The organism is Streptomyces sp. NBC_00122, assembly GCF_045160845.1.
Lineage (GTDB): Bacteria > Actinomycetota > Actinomycetes > Streptomycetales > Streptomycetaceae > Streptomyces.
The window spans coordinates 2,072,664-2,089,661 of sequence record NZ_CP108191.1 but is presented as its reverse complement, the minus strand read 5'-3'; the positions used below and the strand labels follow the sequence as shown (position 1 = coordinate 2,089,661).

General features: G+C 73.0%; 15 protein-coding genes. 9 read left to right on the top strand and 6 right to left on the bottom strand.

Annotated features, from left to right (window positions below; genetic code table 11):
- Positions 1-12: 12 nt before the first annotated feature.
- Positions 13-1,629: a carboxyl transferase domain-containing protein gene (locus OG737_RS09820; protein ID WP_328925821.1), complete on the bottom strand. Its 1,617-nt coding sequence runs from the start codon at positions 1,627-1,629 to the stop codon at positions 13-15.
- Between the two features lie 99 nt (positions 1,630-1,728).
- On the opposite strand from OG737_RS09820, the gene OG737_RS09815 reads away from it, so the two are divergent.
- The 5 genes from OG737_RS09815 (at position 1,729) to OG737_RS09795 (ending at position 5,061) form a co-directional block, all read left to right on the top strand.
- Complete coding sequence (locus OG737_RS09815; RefSeq protein WP_328925820.1) at positions 1,729-2,307, top strand: TetR/AcrR family transcriptional regulator; 579 nt, start codon at positions 1,729-1,731, stop codon at positions 2,305-2,307.
- Positions 2,308-2,363: 56 nt separating this feature from the next.
- Positions 2,364-3,176 carry a phosphatase gene (locus OG737_RS09810; RefSeq protein ID WP_328925819.1) on the top strand — a complete coding sequence of 271 codons (813 nt, stop codon included), beginning with the start codon at positions 2,364-2,366 and terminating at the stop codon, positions 3,174-3,176.
- Positions 3,177-3,231: 55 nt separating this feature from the next.
- On the top strand, positions 3,232-4,083 hold the full coding sequence (locus OG737_RS09805; RefSeq protein WP_405921426.1) for a DUF4253 domain-containing protein: 852 nt from the start codon (positions 3,232-3,234) through the stop codon (positions 4,081-4,083).
- An 85-nt stretch (positions 4,084-4,168) separates the two neighbouring features.
- Positions 4,169-4,459, top strand: coding sequence for a hypothetical protein (locus OG737_RS09800; RefSeq protein ID WP_328925817.1), 291 nt, complete (start codon positions 4,169-4,171; stop codon positions 4,457-4,459).
- On the top strand, positions 4,456-5,061 hold the full coding sequence (locus OG737_RS09795) for a hypothetical protein (RefSeq protein WP_328925816.1): 606 nt from the start codon (positions 4,456-4,458) through the stop codon (positions 5,059-5,061). The genes OG737_RS09800 and OG737_RS09795 overlap by 4 nt, the downstream gene beginning before the upstream one ends.
- On the opposite strand, the gene tesB is transcribed toward OG737_RS09795, so the two are convergent.
- The 3 genes from tesB to OG737_RS09780 are packed head-to-tail and all read right to left on the bottom strand — an operon-like array spanning position 5,058 to position 8,589.
- Positions 5,058-5,942 (bottom strand): acyl-CoA thioesterase II, encoded by an 885-nt coding sequence (gene tesB / locus OG737_RS09790; RefSeq protein WP_328925815.1) that lies wholly within the window; start codon positions 5,940-5,942, stop codon positions 5,058-5,060. The two genes, OG737_RS09795 and tesB, sit on opposite strands and share 4 nt — an antisense overlap.
- Before the next feature lie 27 nt (positions 5,943-5,969).
- Complete coding sequence (locus OG737_RS09785) at positions 5,970-7,127, bottom strand: acyl-CoA dehydrogenase family protein (protein ID WP_328925814.1); 1,158 nt, start codon at positions 7,125-7,127, stop codon at positions 5,970-5,972.
- A gap of 55 nt (positions 7,128-7,182) precedes the next feature.
- Positions 7,183-8,589 (bottom strand): helix-turn-helix domain-containing protein, encoded by a 1,407-nt coding sequence (locus OG737_RS09780; protein ID WP_405921425.1) that lies wholly within the window; start codon positions 8,587-8,589, stop codon positions 7,183-7,185.
- A gap of 102 nt (positions 8,590-8,691) precedes the next feature.
- Between OG737_RS09780 and speB the strand changes: the two genes are divergently transcribed.
- Both speB and OG737_RS09770 read left to right on the top strand, forming a co-directional pair.
- On the top strand, positions 8,692-9,657 hold the full coding sequence (gene speB / locus OG737_RS09775; protein ID WP_328925812.1) for an agmatinase: 966 nt from the start codon (positions 8,692-8,694) through the stop codon (positions 9,655-9,657).
- A 38-nt stretch (positions 9,658-9,695) separates the two neighbouring features.
- Positions 9,696-11,369, top strand: a complete 1,674-nt coding sequence (locus OG737_RS09770; protein ID WP_328925811.1) for a thiamine pyrophosphate-binding protein — start codon at positions 9,696-9,698, stop codon at positions 11,367-11,369.
- Here the strand turns inward: OG737_RS09770 and OG737_RS09765 are convergent.
- Both OG737_RS09765 and OG737_RS09760 read right to left on the bottom strand, forming a co-directional pair.
- Entirely contained in the window at positions 11,335-11,607 is a 273-nt protein-coding gene (locus OG737_RS09765; protein WP_328925810.1) for a helix-turn-helix transcriptional regulator, read from the bottom strand. The genes OG737_RS09770 and OG737_RS09765 overlap by 35 nt on opposite strands.
- Positions 11,601-12,029: an ATP-binding protein gene (locus tag OG737_RS09760; protein WP_328925809.1), complete on the bottom strand. Its 429-nt coding sequence runs from the start codon at positions 12,027-12,029 to the stop codon at positions 11,601-11,603. The genes OG737_RS09765 and OG737_RS09760 overlap by 7 nt, the downstream gene beginning before the upstream one ends.
- 166 nt (positions 12,030-12,195) lie before the next feature.
- Here OG737_RS09760 and OG737_RS09755 point away from each other — a divergent pair, with 166 nt between their 5' ends.
- Entirely contained in the window at positions 12,196-12,957 is a 762-nt protein-coding gene (locus OG737_RS09755) for a GntR family transcriptional regulator (RefSeq protein WP_405921424.1), read from the top strand.
- 178 nt (positions 12,958-13,135) lie between these two features.
- On the top strand, positions 13,136-16,996 hold the full coding sequence (locus OG737_RS09750; RefSeq protein WP_405921423.1) for an ABC transporter ATP-binding protein: 3,861 nt from the start codon (positions 13,136-13,138) through the stop codon (positions 16,994-16,996).
- Positions 16,997-16,998: the final 2 nt, after the last annotated feature.

Below are 16,998 nucleotides of genomic sequence, written 5' to 3'. Positions count from 1 at the left end.
GAGGTCCTCACGTCACATACGGAAGATGCCGAAAGCGGAGTCGCCCAGCGGGGCGTTCGCGCACGCGGTCAGGGCCAGTCCCAGCACCTGCCGGGTCTCCATCGGGTCGATGACCCCGTCGTCCCACAGCCGGGCCGTGGCGTAGTAGGCGTTGCCCTGTTCCTCGTACTGCGCGCGGACCGGGGCCTTGAAGGCCTCCTCGTCCTCGGCCGGCCACTCCTGGCCCGCGCCCTCGATCTGGTCGCGCTTGACCGTCGCCAGGACGGAGGCGGCCTGCTCGCCGCCCATCACCGAGATCTTGGCGTTCGGCCACATCCACAGGAACCGCGGCGAGTACGCCCGCCCGCACATCGAGTAGTTGCCCGCGCCGTACGAGCCGCCGACCACCACCGTCAGCTTCGGCACCCGGGTGCAGGCGACCGCGGTCACCATCTTGGCGCCGTGCTTGGCGATGCCGCCCGCCTCGTAGTCCCGGCCGACCATGAAGCCCGAAATGTTCTGGAGGAAGAGCAGCGGGATCCCGCGCTGGTCGCACAGCTCGATGAAGTGCGCGCCCTTCTGGGCGGATTCGGCGAACAGGATGCCGTTGTTGGCGATGATGCCGACCGGGTGGCCGTGGATCCGGGCGAAGCCGGTGACGAGCGTCTGGCCGAACTCGGACTTGAACTCCTGGAAGCGGGAGCCGTCCACGATCCGGGCGATGATCTCGCGGGCGTCGTAGGGGGTGCGCGAGTCGACGGGGACCGCGCCGTACAGGCCGTACGGGTCCACCTTCGGCTCCTCGGGAGCCTCGACCGACCAGGGCAGGGCCCCGCGCTCGGGCAGGGTCGCCACGATGTTCCGTACGATCCGCAGCGCGTGCGCGTCGTCCTCCGCGAGGTGGTCGGTCACGCCCGAGACCCGGGAGTGGACCTCGCCGCCGCCCAGCTCCTCCGCCGTGACGACCTCGCCGGTGGCGGCCTTCACCAGCGGCGGGCCGCCGAGGAAGATCGTGCCCTGGTTGCGGACGATGACGGCCTCGTCGCTCATGGCCGGGACGTACGCGCCGCCCGCCGTGCAGGAGCCGAGGACGGCGGCGATCTGCGGGATGCCGGCCCCCGACATGCGCGCCTGGTTGTAGAAGATGCGGCCGAAGTGCTCCCGGTCGGGGAAGACCTCGTCCTGCATGGGGAGGAAGGCGCCACCGGAGTCGACCAGGTAGAGGCAGGGGAGACGGTTCTCCAGGGCCACCTCCTGGGCGCGGAGGTGCTTCTTGACGGTCATCGGGTAGTACGTGCCGCCCTTGACGGTGGCGTCGTTCGCGACGATCACGCACTCGCGGCCGCTGACCCGGCCGATGCCCGCGATCACCCCGGCGGCGGGGGCCGCGCCCCCGTACATGCCCTCGGCGGCCAGCGGGGCCAGCTCCAGGAAGGGGGATCCGGGGTCGAGGAGGGTGTCGACGCGGTCGCGCGGGAGGAGCTTCCCGCGGGCGGTGTGGCGGGCGCGGGCCTTCTCGCCGCCGCCGAGCCGGGCCGCGTCGAGCCGGGCCCGCAGCCCCTCGGTGAGCTCGCGGTGGGCGGCCTCGTTGGTCCGCCAGGCCTCGGACGCCGGGTCCGCGGCGCTCGTCAGCACTGGTGCCTGCTGCATCGGTCGAGCTCCCTTGCTCGGTGCACGCTGTTAATGAGCGTTAACGCATGTACGGCTTAGGTTAACGACCGCTAACGGCCCTGTCTAGAATGGTTTCCCATGAGCACCAGAGCGGCCGCCCCGACCCGTCGCGAGCAGATCCTCAGTGAGGCCGCACGCCTCTTCGCCGCGCGCGGATTCCACGGCGTCGGCGTCGACGAGATAGGGGCCGCGGTGGGCATCAGCGGCCCCGGCCTCTACCGGCACTTCGCGGGCAAGGACGCCATGCTCGCCGAGCTGCTGGTCGGCATCAGCGAGCGTCTGCTGACCGGCGGCCGCCGCCGGGTGGAGGAGGCGGAGGGCGATTCCGCCCTGGTCCTGTCCTCCCTCATCGACGGGCACATCGACTTCGCGCTGGACGACCGGGCGCTGATCACCCTGCACGACCGGGAGCTCGACCGGCTGCGGGACACCGACCGCAAGCTCGTACGGCAGCTGCAGCGGCAGTACGTGGAGCTGTGGGTGGCGGTCGTACGGGAACTGCATCCGGAGGTGGGCGAGGCACAGGTGCGGGTCTCCGTGCACGCCGTCTTCGGCCTGCTGAACTCCACCCCGCACCTGGCGGCCCTGGGGCGGGAGGCGACGGAGTCCCTGCTCCGGCGGCTCGCGCACGGGGCGTTCGGGGCGCTGTCGGCGTGAGCCGGGGCGTCCGCGGGCCGGGATGGACGGGACGCTTCCGCCTGGGCGGCGGCAGAATGGCCCGTATGCCGAAGCCGATAGAGACGCCCGTACCCAGCCGCGCAGAACTCATCGACCACCTGGTCGCCACCCGGATCGCGGGGCAGGTCGCGACCCCGCGCGAGAACAACCTCTCCCACTACCGCAAGCTCGCCAACGGCGACCGGCACTACTGGCTCGGCCTGGAGCTGGGTGACCGCTGGACCGACGAGCAGGACGTCCTGGCGGTGATGGCCGAGCGGTGCGGGGTCGTGGACGACCCGGAGCTCCGCTTCGGCCAGGACACCATCGACCCCGAGCTGACCGTGGCGGGCCTGGACCGGCTGGCGGCGAGGCTGCGCAAGGCGGCGCTGGACCGGCAGAGCGTGCTGCTGGCCACCGGGCACCCGGGCGGGCTGCTGGACGTCCACCGGGCCACGGCGGCGGCCCTGCGGGCGGCCGGGTGCGAGATCGTCGTCATCCCCTCCGGCCTGACGGCCGACGAGGGCTCGGTGTGGCAGTTCGCCGACGTCGCCGTGCTGGAGCGGGGCGCGACGCTGTGGCACACCCATTCGCCGGAGCCGATGGCCGCGATCCTGGACGGGCTCACGGCGGCGGGCCGTCCGCAGCCGGACCTGGTCGTCGCCGACCACGGCTGGGCGGGCTGCGCGGCGCAGCGCGGCCTGGACGCGGTGGGCTACGCGGACTGCAACGACCCGGCGCTCTTCCTCGGCGAGGCCGAGGGCACCCTCCAGGTGGCGATCCCGCTGGACGACCACGTCCGCGACCCGCGCCACTACGACCCGATGGTCGCCTACCTGCTGGACGCGGCGGGCCTGCTGGACTCGTAGTCCCGGGCTCGTAGCCCTGGGCTCGACTGTCAGTGCTGGCGGCTAGGTTCGGCCCATGTCGAAGCCCGCGAAGCCGCGCGATCCATTGTCCGTACTGGCCGGCGATCCCCAAGGCCGGTCCCTGGGGCTCGATGTGCCGCCGGGCACGGTGATCGACAGGCCCGGTCGGCGCAGGTGGGGCAGGGCGCCCGAGCCGCTGCTGTGGGTCTCCGACGAGGCCGTGGGTGTCGGCGCGCTCGCCGCGGCCCGCAGCCCGGCCCTCGCCGCCGCCGGGCTGCAGGCGGTGCTGTTCCAGGGCCGTCGCGGGCTCGAACGATGGTGGCAGGACAGGGAGTTCGTGCCGGAGCGGATGTCCGACCCCGACGACCACCACGTCGAGCCGGTGCTCCGCGAGTTCTGGTCCAGGGTGGTTCCGGACCCGGAGGAGGGCGCGGAGGGCGAGGAGATCATCGCGCCCTTCGGCAGGGGCTGGCCGGGGCTCGCGGAATCCGGGCCGGAGGGCGGGCCGGATCCGCAGGCCGCGGCCTGCGAGCTCGCGGACGAGCTGATCGGGGACGGCTTCCTGCCGAGCCCCCGGCTCGCACTGGTGCCCGCCGGCCGCGGGGCCGACGTTCCCACCGCGCTGGGCTGGGGCGGTCCGACCAACTACGAGAACGACACCGCCCTCATGAGCGCGGTCCTGCGCTCCTGGGAGGACCGCTTCGGCGCCCGCGTCGTCGCCCTCGGCTTCGACGAACTCCACGTGTCGGTCGCGGCCCCGCCTCGCACGCTCGTCCGGTCGCTCCCCGTCGCGGCGGAGCACTTCGCCTTCGCGCCCGACAACATCTGGCAGGGCTCCGGCACCCTCCGCGCCTACACGGACGAGGCCGTCACCGGCGCCGCCCACTGGGGCTTCTGGTGGGACTGAGGCGGCCCGCCGACTGAGACCGCGTACGGGACACGGGCGTCAAGGAATTCTTGACAACTCGGCCGCGTCAAGGTTTCCTTGACGCATGTTGATCTTGAAGTCGAAGGCCCGGCACCGGGACCTCTTTCCCGCCACCACATCCATGGCTGCCGTGCTGCCGCTGGCCGTGAGCCTGCCGGCCGTGACGGTGATGTCCGGCGACCGGTTCGGCACTTCCGCCACCGTCGCCCTGATCCTCGTGGGCCTCGCACTCATCGCCTGCACGGCCGGCCTGACCGCCCGGGCCGCGGCCCGCAACGACGCCGCCGCCGAACGGATGCGCCGTGACGAGGCAGTCCTCGACGCCCTCGAACCCCTTGCCGGACTGAGCCGATGAGCAACGAACCGCTGCTCCACCCGGTGGAGATGGACCGGATCCGCGAAGGGATCGCCGCAGCCGTACTCGGCGCCCCCGAGGGGCTGGCCGAATCGCTCGAACACGACGCCTTCGGGTACCTGCGCCTGGTGGACGCCTCGCGCGTCGGCGCCGAGGAGGCGAGCCGGCTGCTGCGCGAGGCCGTCCAGGGCGCCCGGGCCGCCGGCCACAGCTGGGACACGGTGGGCCGCGTCCTGGGAGTGAGCCGCCAGGCCGCCCAGCAGCGCTTCGCGGGCAAGGCCGCGGGCCCGTCGGCGCCGGCCGCCGGGGGACCGAACGCCCCGAAGCGCCGCACCCTCAGCGGGTTGACCGCGTTCAACGAGATGGCCGCCCTGGAGGAAGCCGGCCGCGACGGCTGGCACATGGTCGGCTACGGCCCCTTCTTCCACGAGGTGGAGGCGTCCGGCCACCCCTGGGAGCACTGCCGGGTGACGCTCCCCTCCCTCGCGCGACACCGGCGGATGGAATCAGAAGGCTGGATTCCGGTCGGCGCGGGATGGTTCCCGTGGCGGTACTACAAGCGGCCCGTCAACCCCGTCGACCCCGGCAACCCCGGCGCCTAGGCCCGGTCGCGCGGGACGCGGACCACGCCTTCCTGGATGACCGTGACGGCCAGGCGTCCGTCCTGGGTCCAGATGCGGGCCTGGCCGAGGCCCCGGCCGGCGGCCGCCGAGGGCGACTCCTGGTCGTACAGCAGCCACTCGTCCGCGCGGAACGGCCGGTGGAACCACATCGCGTGGTCCAGCGAGGCGCCGACCACGTCGCCGACCGCCCAGCCGCCGCGCCCGTGGGCGAGCAGCACCGAGTCCAGCAGGGTCATGTCGGAGACATAGGTGGCCAGGCAGGTGTGCAGCAGGGGGTCGGTGCTGTCCAGCTTCCCGGCCGTGCGGAACCACACCTGCGAGCGCGGCTCCACCGGCTCGCCGATGCTGCCCCAGGGCGGGGTCGTGGCGTACCGCAGGTCCACCGCCTCCCGGGTCTCGATCAGCCGCTCCACCGTGCCCGGGTCGCGGAAGATCTCCCGGTACGCGGGCAGGGACTCGGCCGCCGTGGGCAGGGACTCCGGGTCGGGGGCGGGCGGCATCGCGACCTGGTGGTCGAGGCCGTCCTCGTACTTCTGGAACGACGCGGAGAGGTGGAAGATCGGCTGCCCGTGCTGGACGGCGACGACCCGGCGCGTGGTGAAGGAGCGCCCGTCGCGGATCCGGTCCACGGAGTACACGATGGGCGCGCCGGTGTCCCCGGTGCGCAGGAAGTACGAGTGCAGGGAGTGCGCGGTGCGGTCCGCCGGGACGGTCCGCCCGGCCGCGACCAGTGCCTGGGCCGCGACCTGACCGCCGAAGACGCGCGGTACCAGGGAAGGCCTGCTGGTACCGCGGAAGATGTTCTCCTCGATCTGCTCGAGGTCGAGCAGATCGAGGAGCGTCGTCAGTGCCTCGTTCATGGGTGAAGGCTAAGTGCCCGAACTTCCTCAGAGACCCATGGACTTGGCGATGATGGACTTCATGACCTCGCTGGTGCCGCCGTAGATGCGGTTCACGCGGTTGTCGGCGTACAGGCGGGCGATCGGGTACTCGTTCATGTAGCCGTAGCCGCCGTGCAGCTGGAGGCACTTGTCGATGACGCGGTGCGCGACCTCGGTGCAGAACAGCTTCGCGGACGCGGCCTCGGCCGCCGTCAGCTCACCGGCGTCCAGGGCCTCCAGGGCGCGGTCGGCGACCGCCTCGGCGGCGTCCACCTCGGCCTGGCAGGCGGCCAGCTCGAACTTGGTGTTCTGGAAGTGCGCGACCGGCTTGCCGAAGACGGTGCGCTCGGTCACGTACTGCTGGGCGAACCGGATGGCGGCCTTGGCCTGCGCGTACGCGCCGAAGGCGATGCCCCAGCGCTCGGAGGGCAGGTTGGCGCCGAGGTAGTAGAAGCCCTTGTTCTCCTCGCCGAGGAGGTCCTCGACCGGGACCTTCACGTCGACGAACGCCAGCTCGGCGGTGTCGGAGGTGCGCAGGCCGAGCTTGTCCAGCTTGCGGCCTATGGAGTAGCCCTCGGACTTGGTGTCCACGGCGAACAGGGAGATGCCGAAGCGGCGGTCCTCGGCCGAGGGGGCGGAGGTGCGGGCGCAGACGATCACGCGGTCGGCGTGGACGCCGCCGGTGATGAAGGTCTTGGCGCCGTTGAGGACGTAGTGGGTGCCGTCCTCGGAGAGCTTGGCGGTGGTCTTCATGCCCGCGACGTCGGAGCCGGTGCCCGGCTCGGTCATGGCGAGCGCCCACATCTCCTCGCCGGTGACGAACTTCTCGAGGTAACGCTTCTTCTGCTCGTCGTTGGCGAGCATCTTGATGTAGGGGAGGGCGAGCAGCACGTGCACGCCGGAGCCGCCGAAGTTCACGCCCGCGCGGGAGGTCTCTTCGTACAGGACGGCCTCGAACTTGTGCGTGTCCAGGCCCGCGCCGCCGAACTCCTCGGGCACGTTGATGCCGAAGACGCCCAGCTCGCCGAGCTTGTAGTAGAAGTCGCGCGGCGCCTGGCCGGCCTGGAACCACTCGTCGTAGACGGGGACGACCTCGGCCTCGATGAAGGCGCGGATGGTCTCGCGGAACGCCTCGTGGTCCTCGTTGAATACGGTACGGCGCACGGCCGGCTCCCTTCGGTCGCGGCGGTCCGCCGCCATGGCTAAGCGCTTGCTCAGATTAAGTTACCGGCGAGTTATCGGTGCTGTCCAGAGCGCGTAGCGCAAACCACAGTTCCATCCGGGCGTCGGGGTCGTCGAGGTCCAGGGCCAGCAGGCCGGCGGCGCGGGCCACGCGCTGGCGGACGGTGTTGCGGTGGACCCCGAGGGCGGCCGCCGTGCGGTCCCAGCTGCCGTGGTGGGCGAGCCAGGCGCGCAGGGTCTCGCGGTGCGCCGGGCCGAGCGGGGAGAGCAGGGACTCGGCGTGGGCGCGGGCCTCCGCCGGGTCGACGAGGGCGGCCAGGCCCCCGCCCGTGTGCCGGGCCAGCGGGGTGCGGGCCGCCTCCGCGCGGTCCAGGGCCCGCCCGGCCTGGGCCGTCGCGGTCGCCAGCCCGGCCGGGCCGGCCGGGGCGCTCACCCCCAGCCGCCATCCGGGCTGCGGGGCCGGCTCCCGGTCGGTGAGCAGCCGTACGCGGTCCCCGCGCGGATCCAGCAGTACGGTGCCCAGCGCGGCCGCCAGGGCGTGGGGGTCACCGGAGCCGCGGGCGTGCACGACGTGCCAGGGCCCGGGAGCCAGGGCCCCGGCGGGGTCCCCGTCCAGCAGGAGCCGGGTGAGGGCGGCCGCCGCGTCCCCCTCGGGCCGGTCCGCGGTGAGCAGCGTCAGCAGCACGGCCGCGATGGCGGTGACGGCGTGGTCGCCGGGGGTGCGGTCGGGGCGGGCCACGCCGAGGACGGGGCCGTCGCCGAGGGCGTAGGCGGTCAGGCTCCAGCCCGCCGCGGAGTCCGTGGCGGTGGCCGCGCCGCCGGGCGGGCCGACGCGGGCCAGCAGGGCGGACAGGGCCTCGGCGGTCTCGGGCGGCAGCGCGCGCCCCGCCGACCGCCCCGCCGACGGGCCGGCCGGGAGCAGGACGACGTGGCCCCCCAGGCTCGCCGCCAGCCGGGACAGCACCGCCGGGACCGGGTCGGGCCGGGCGGCCGCGGCGGCCAGTGACTGCTGGGCCTCGGTGACGCGGCGCAGCTCCCGCGTACGGGCCTCCGCCATCAGCCGCCAGACCGCACGGGCCACCGCGGTGAACGGGGTCCCCGGCGGCACCTCCAGCAACGGCAGCCCGTACCGGTCGCAGGCCTCGGCGAGCCCCGGCGGCACCTCCTCGTGCACCGGGGCCACGCCGAAGCCGAGCGCCGCCACCCCGGCCTCGGAGAGCCGCGCGACGTACGCCTCGGCGTCGGTGAGCGCCGCCCCCGCCGTCAGGAGCAGCTCGCCGCCCAGCAGGTAGGGCGACGGGTCCGCCATCTCGGAGGCGTGCACCCCGTGCACATCCGCCTCGACGGGCCCCGCGAGGTGGCGCAGGCCCAGCTCCCGGGCGGGGAGCAGCGCGCCGAGGGGGACCGGAGGAGTGAGCGGGGCCTCCATGGATACTCCGTACATGTCAGGGGCTGTCTATGGATAGAACGTACACTTCGCCGTCCTGTGGGCACCGGCTTACGCTCGAAGGACCGCACTTGTAGGACCTTCAGAAGGGCACCCCCCATGAGCACGCAGCCGCGCGGACCCGTCGACTCCTCCCGCATCCCGCGCTACGCGGGCCCGGCGACCTTCGCCCGGCTGCCGCGCCTCGACGAGGTCGGCTCCGCCGACGTCGCCGTCGTCGGCGTGCCCTTCGACTCCGGCGTCTCCTACCGTCCCGGCGCCCGCTTCGGCGGCAACGCGATCCGCGAGGCCTCGCGCCTGCTGCGCCCGTACAACCCGGCCCAGGACGCCTCCCCCTTCGCCCTCGCGCAGGTCGCGGACGCCGGCGACATCGCCGTGAACCCCTTCAACATCAACGAGGCCGTCGAGACGGTCGAGGCCGCGGCCGACGAGCTGCTGGGCTCCGGCTCCCGCCTGATGACCCTCGGCGGCGACCACACCATCGCCCTCCCGCTGCTCCGTTCGGTCGCCAAGAAGCACGGCCCGGTCGCGCTGCTCCACTTCGACGCGCACCTGGACACCTGGGACACCTACTTCGGCGCCGAGTACACCCACGGCACCCCGTTCCGCCGCGCCGTCGAGGAGGGCATCCTCGACACCGAGGCGCTGTCCCACGTCGGTACCCGCGGCCCGCTGTACGGCAAGCAGGACCTGGACGACGACGCCAAGATGGGCTTCGGAATCGTGACCTCCGCCGACGTCTACCGGCGCGGCGCCGACGAGGTGGCCGACCAGCTGCGCCAGCGCATCGGCGACCGCCCGCTGTACATCTCCATCGACATCGACGTACTGGACCCGGCGCACGCGCCCGGCACCGGCACCCCGGAGGCGGGCGGCATGACCTCCCGCGAGCTGCTGGAGATCATCCGCGGTCTGTCCTCCTGCAACCTCGTTTCCGCCGACGTCGTCGAGGTCGCCCCGGCGTACGATCACGCGGAGATCACCTCGGTCGCGGCCTCGCACACCGCGTACGAGCTCACCACGATCATGAGCCGTCAAGTCGCTGCGGGCACGCAGCGCCGATAAGCACAGTGCGGCGGCGAAGGCGAAGGGCAACTAAGAGCGTGACGCACGACCACGACCTGGTACTCCGTCCCACCGAGGCCCAGACGGCCGCCGCCCTGGCGCCGCCGCCAGGCCGCACGGGCGGGGACCTGGTCGTGGAAACGCTGCGCTCCCTCGGCGCGACCACCGTCTTCGGCCTGCCCGGGCAGCACGCGCTGGCCGTCTTCGACGCGGTCGGCCGCTCGGACCTGCGCCTGATCACCCTCCGCACGGAGAACAACGCGGGCTTCGCCGCCGACGCGTACGGCCGGATCACGGGCGAGGCCGTGCCGCTACTGCTGTCGACGGGCCCGGGGGCGCTGATGGCCCTGCCCGCGCTGGCGGAGGCGGCGGCCGCGTCCGCGCCCGTCATCGCCGTCTCCTCCCAGGTGCCCGTGGCGGGCCTGGGCGGGGGCCGGCAGGGGTACCTGCACGAGCTGCGCGACCAGTCCGCGTCCTTCAGGGACGTGGTGAAGTCGGTGCACGTGGCCCGTACCCCCTCCCAGATCCCGTCGGCGGTCGCGGCGGCCTGGGAGTCGGCGCTGTCCGCCCCGCACGGCCCGGTCTGGGTGGAGATCCCGGAGGACGTCCTGCGGGCCGAGACCCTCGTTCCGCAGGTCACGGGCGTGGACGCGACCCCGCACGAACTCGCCCCGCGCCCGGAGCTGACGGCGCTGGCGGCACACTGGCTGTCGCGGGCCTCCCGCCCGGTGATCATCGCGGGCGGCGGTGTCATCCGCTCGGACGCGGCGGGCAAGCTGAAGCAGCTGGCGGAACGCCTGGGCGCCCCGGTGGTCACCACCTTCGGAGGCAAGGGCGCCTTCCCCTGGACGCACCCGCTCTCCCTCCAGTCCTGGCTGGAGGACCGCTACATGACCGACTTCCTGGAGGACGCGGACGTCCTCCTCGTCGTCGGCTCCGGTCTGGGCGAACTGTCCTCGAACTACCACACCTTCTTCCCCACGGGCCGGGTCATCCAGATCGAGGCCGACCTCGGCAAGCTGGAGTCCAACCACGCGGGACTGGGCATCCACGCCGACGCCCGCCTGGGGCTCCAGGCCCTGCTGGAGACGGTGGCCGAGCGCGAGGACCCGTACGCCCCGGACCGCGTCCGCATGGTCCTGTCGGCCGTCGCGGACCGCCTGTCCGGTCAGGACGTCGCGCGGGAACAGGAACTCCTGACCTCCGTCCGCGCGGCCCTGCCGCCTCGCTCCCCGTCCTTCTGGGACATGACGATCCTGTCCTACTGGGCGTGGTCGGCCTTCGACGCGAAGCACCCGAACACCATGCACTCGGCCCAGGGCGCGGGCGGCCTCGGCTACGCCTTCCCGGCGGCCCTCGGCGCGTGCGCGGCGGAGCCGGGCACCCCGGTCCTGGCCGTCTCCGGCGACGGCGGCGCGATGTACTCGATCGCGGACCTGGCCACGGCGAAGCAGCACGACCTGGACGTCACCTGGCTGATCGTGGACGACGGCGGCTACGGCATCCTGCGCGAGTACGGCTGCGAGACCGGCACGGAGCTGACCCGCCCCGACTTCGTCGCCCTGGCGGCCTCCTTCGGCGTCCCGGCCGCCCTCACCACCGCGGACACCCTCCGCGAAGACCTGGCCACGTCCCTCGCCACCCCGGGCCCCTCGGTCCTGGTCCTCCCCACCACCCTCAAGATGTTCGCCGCGACCCATCTCGGAACGTGATCTCGGCGCTCTCGCCGACGAGCCTGAAGCTCAGCTCGGAGTCCATGGCCCGTGCCAGCCGTGCCAGCAGCGGCACGGCCGCCGTGGTGGCGCCGAGTTCCAGCCTGGACACTTCCGGCTGCGTCATCCCGGCCCGCCGCGCCAGTTCGCCCTGCGAGATCCCGAGCTCGTTGCGCCGGTCGTAGACGGCCTGGCCGATCGCGAAGGCGAGCCGGACTTCCTCCCGAAACCTCAGCATGCGGGTGCCTCCTGCATCCAGCGGATCTCTGCCCAGACGGCCTTCCCGATCCCGTGGCGCCGGGGGCAGCAGCCCCAGCGCTCGGCCAGTGCCGCGACGATGGCGAGCCCGCGCCCCCGCTCGTCCCAGTCCGCCACGACCTGTGGCGTGAGCTTGACGGCGGGGCCCGCGTCGGCCACCTCCACACGCAGCACCCCGTCGTACCGCGCGAGGCGGACCCCGATGTCCCGGCCATGGGGCGCGCGGGAGTGCCGTACGGCGTTGGTGACCAGCTCGGAGAGCAGCAGCTCGGCCGCTTCGGCGGGGTCTGCGCCGGCATCCCACTCGGCGAGCTGCTTGCGGAGCAGCGCGCGGGCGTGTCCCGGAGTGCGGTGGCTGCAGGGCAGCAGCCAGAAGATCTCATCGGCGTGAACCAGCGCCATGAAGTCACCTCTCTAGAGATATCTCCTCAAGTGAAGCGGCTCACCGGGCAGGCGGTCAAGTCGATTCTCTAGAGATGTTGGGCGTGTGTCACGGGTTGGACGAGCGTGCCGTCTCATCGGCGCGAGGGGGTGCCTAGGATGACTAGAGATGATCAGGGAGGACCGCATGCCGAGTGACGGCGCCGTACGGCAGCCCAAGTACCAGCGCATCGCTGCCGCACTGAAGGCCGCCATCGAGGCAGGCGAGTACGGGCCCGGGGACCGGCTGCCCGGTGAGAACGACCTGATGAGTAGGTACGGGGTCGCCCGGATGACCGCGCGGCAGGCGCTCGGCGTGCTCCAGTCCGAAGGGCTGACCGAAGCGCGTAAGGGAGCCGTGGTCTTCGTACGGGAGTTCCGGCGGATCCGGCGGCGCGGGATTCAGCGGCTGGCCGCCGAAGTCTGGGGTGAGGGGCGGTCCATCTGGGTCGCCGACACGGAGGACCGGGAACCCGTCGTCGAGCTGCTCGGCGTCTTCGAGGAGACCGTGCCCGATGCGGTCGCCGGCGTGCTCGGGCTCGCGGGCGGGGCGCCCGTATACGTGCGGCGTCGCAGGTTCCTGCTCGACGGGAAGCCGGTGATGCTCGCGAGCTCGTACCTCGATGCCGTTCTCGTGGCCGGCACGCCCATCACCGAGCCCGACACCGGCCCCGGCGGCATCTACGCCCGCCTCGCGGAGCTCGGCGTCGGGCCCGCCCGGTTCCGCGAGGAGGTCCGGTCGCGGATGCCGGGCCCTGACGAGGCCGCGCAGCTCGGGCTGGCCGCCGGGACGCCGGTCGTGCTGGTGTGCCGTACCGCCTTCGCCGCCGACGGGCGGGTGGTCGAGGTCAACGAGATGGTCCTCGACGCCTCCGCGTACGTCCTGGAGTACGAGTTCGACGCCCAGTAGGCCTCCCCGTCGGCCGTCGCGACCCGGCTTCCGGTGGTTGTCCAGCGGGCGGTAGTCCCCTGATCGGATCAAGCCCCCGTGCCCGGCGCGGACTGCGGTGCGATTGTTGCGGCGGGATGAAATCCGCCGGTCGGGGCGTTGGGGCTTCCGGTAGGACAGGCGAACGGGGAGGCACCACGTGGCGGCGGCAGAGACGGCGGCTGGGGAGAAACAGGGCTGGGCCAGGCGGCTGACCGCCTACACCTGGCGGTACAAGGTCAACGTGCTGCTCGCGCTCGGGTCCTCGCTCGGCGGCATGGCCGTCATGGCGCTCGTGCCGCTGGTCACCAAGGTGATCATCGACGACGTCATCGGGGACGGGACCAAGCCCATGGGTCCCTGGGCCGGGATGCTCATAGGCGCGGCCCTGCTCGTGTACGTACTCACCTACATACGCCGGTACTACGGCGGGCGGCTCGCCCTCGACGTCCAGCATGACCTGCGCACCGACATGTACGACACCATCGCCCGCCTCGACGGGCGGCGGCAGGACGAACTGTCCACCGGGCAGGTGGTGGGGCGGGCCACCAGCGACCTCCAGCTCATCCAGGGCCTGCTCTTCATGCTCCCGATGACCATCGGGAACTTCCTGCTGTTCGGGATATCCCTCGGGATCATGCTGGCGCTCTCGCCGCTGCTGACCCTCGTCGCGCTGCTGATGGCCCCCGCCCTCTGGTTCATCGCCAAGCGCAGCCGCAAGAAGCTCTTCCCCGCCACCTGGTACGCGCAGGGCCAGGCCGCCGCCGTCGCGACCGTCGTCGACGGCGCCGTGACCGGCGTCCGCGTCGTCAAGGGCTTCGGGCAGGAGGAGCAGGAGACCTCCAAGCTGCGCGCCGCCGGCCGGCGGCTGTTCGCCGGCCGGATGCGCACCATCCGGCTCAACTCCCGCTACACCCCCGCCCTCCAGGCCGTCCCGGCCCTCGGGCAGGTCGCCATGCTGGCCCTCGGCGGCTGGATGGCGACCAACGGGCAGGTCACCCTCGGCACCTTCGTCGCCTTCTCCACCTACCTCGCCCAGCTCGTCGGCCCCGTCCGCATGCTCGCCATGGTGCTCACCGTCGGCCAGCAGGCCCGCGCCGGCGTCGAGCGGGTCTTCGAGCTCATCGACACCGAGCCCGAGATCCAGGACGGCGACCGCGAGCTGCCCGCCGACGCGCCGGCCACCGTCGAGTTCGACGACGTCCGCTTCGGCTACGACCCCGCGCGGCCCGTCCTCGACGGTTTCTCGCTCTCCGTCGCGGAGGGGGAGACCGTCGCCCTGGTCGGGTCCTCCGGCAGCGGGAAGTCCACCGTCTCGCTCCTGATGCCGCGCTTCTACGACACCGACGGCGGCACGGTCCGCGTCGGCGGCCACGACGTGCGCGAGCTGACGTACGAGTCGCTGCGCGGCGCCATCGGGCTCGTGCCCGAGGACTCCTTCCTCTTCTCCGACACCATCCGCTCCAACATCGCCTACGGGCACCCCGGCGCGACCGACGAACAGATCCGCGCCGCCGCCCGCGCCGCCCAGGCCGAAGGCTTCATCGAGGCCCTGCCCGCCGGGTACGACACCAAGGTCGGCGAGCAGGGGCTCACCCTTTCCGGCGGCCAGCGCCAGCGCATCGCGCTCGCCCGGGCCATCCTCACCGACCCCCGGCTGCTCCTCCTCGACGACGCCACCTCCGCCGTGGACGCCCGCGTCGAGCACGAGATCCACGAGGCCCTGCGCGGCGTCATGGCCGGCCGGACCACCCTGCTGATCGCCCACCGCCGCTCCACGCTCGGGCTGGCCGACCGGATCGCCGTACTCGACCACGGGCGGCTTGCCGACATCGGGACGTACGAGGAGCTGGAGCGCCGCTCCCCCCTCTTCCGCAGGCTGCTCACCGACCCCGACGCGCTCGGCGCCGGCTCGCCGCGGACCCCGGACGCCCCGGTGATGGCCGAGTTCGAGCGCGATCTCGAAGACCACCTCGAACGCGACATCGAGCTCGAAGCCGAGATCGACTCCGAGCCCGTCAACGCCAAGCGCCGCGTCGCGGCCGGGATCACCCCCGAGCTCTGGCGGCGCCGCGAGGCCCCCGACAACGCCGACAAGCCCGAAGGCTCCGCCCCCGCCGCCGGCACCGGCGCGCCCGGAGCCGGGCACTCCATGGCCGGCGCCGTCGCCGGGATGCCGGCGACCCCCGAACTCCTCGCCCAGGTGGCGGCCCTGCCGCCGGCCGACGACCAGCCCGACGTGGACGAGGACCGCGCCACGGCCCCCGAGGAGAGCTACGGCCTGCGCCGCCTGCTCCGCGGGTTCTGGGCTCCGCTCGCCATCAGCCTCGCCCTCGTCGCCGTCGACGCCGGCTCCGGTCTGCTCCTGCCGATCCTGATCCGGCACGGCATCGACCAGGGCGTGGAGAAGGCCGCCCTCGGCGCGGTGTGGGCCGCCGCGGTCCTCGCGCTCGGGGTCGTCCTCGCCCAGTGGGCCGCGCAGTTCGCCGAGACCCGGATGACGGGCCGCACCGGCGAGCGCGTGCTCTACGCACTCCGCGTCAAGATCTTCGCCCAGCTCCAGCGCCTCGGTCTCGACTACTACGAGCGCGAGCTGACCGGCAAGATCATGACCCGGATGACCACCGACGTGGACGCCCTGTCCAGCTTCCTGCAGACCGGCCTCGTCACCGCCGTCGTCTCCGTCTTCACCTTCTTCGGCATCCTGATCGCCCTCCTCGTCCTCGACGTCGAACTCGCGCTGATCGTCTTCGCCACCCTCCCGGTGCTCGTGATCGGCACCGCCGTCTTCCGCCGCAAGTCGGTCGCCGCGTACGAGCTCGCCCGCGACCGGGTCAGCCTGGTCAACGCCGACCTCCAGGAGTCCGTCGCCGGGCTCCGCATCGTCCAGGCCTTCCGCCGCGAGGGCTCCGGCGCCCGCCGCTTCGCGGAGCGCAGCGACTCGTACCGCGAGGCCCGGGTCCGGGGCCAGTGGCTGATATCCGTCTACTTCCCCTTCGTCCAGCTGCTGTCCTCGGGCGCCGCGGCCGCCGTGCTGATCGTCGGCGCGGGCCGGGTCGAGGCCGGGACCCTCACCACCGGCGCGCTGGTCGCGTACCTGCTCTATATCGACCTGTTCTTCGCCCCGGTCCAGCAGCTCTCCCAGGTCTTCGACGGCTACCAGCAGGCCACCGTCTCCCTCGGCCGCATCCAGGGGCTGCTGCGCGAGCCCACCACCACACCCCGCCCGGAGCGGCCCCGCGAGGTCTCCGGGCTGCGCGGGGAGATCGCCTTCGAGGGCGTCCGCTTCCAGTACGGCACCGCCGAGGAGCGGGGCGAGACGGGCGAGGCGCTGGCCGGAATAGACCTGCGCATAGCCGCCGGGCAGACCGTTGCCTTCGTGGGCGAGACCGGAGCCGGCAAGTCGACGCTGGTCAAGATGGTGGCCCGGTTCTACGATCCGACCTCGGGCCGGATCACCGCCGACGGCACCGATCTGCGGGAGCTCGACCTGACGGCGTACCGCCACCGCCTCGGTGTGGTCCCCCAGGAGTCCTACCTCTTCCCCGGGACCGTCCGCGACGCCATCGCCTACGGGCGGCCCGGTGCGAGCGACGCCGAGGTGGAGGCCGCCGCCCGCGCGGTCGGCGCCCACGACATGATCGCCACGCTGGACGGCGGCTACCTGCACACCGTCGCCGAACGCGGACGCAACCTCTCCGCCGGCCAGCGCCAGCTGATCGCGCTGGCCCGGGCCGAACTCGTCGACCCCGACGTGCTGCTGCTCGACGAAGCCACGGCCGCCCTGGACCTGGCCACCGAGGCCCAGGTCAACCTGGCCACCGACCGGCTCGCCGGCAAGCGGACCACCCTGGTGGTGGCCCACCGGCTGACCACCGCCGCCCGCGCCGACCGGGTCGTGGTCATGGACCGCGGCCGGGTCGTGGAGGACGGTACGCACACCGAACTCCTGGCGCGCGGCGGCCGGTACGCCGAGCTGTGGCGCACCTTCGCCGGGGAGGACGAGCGCGCCGCGGCCTGACG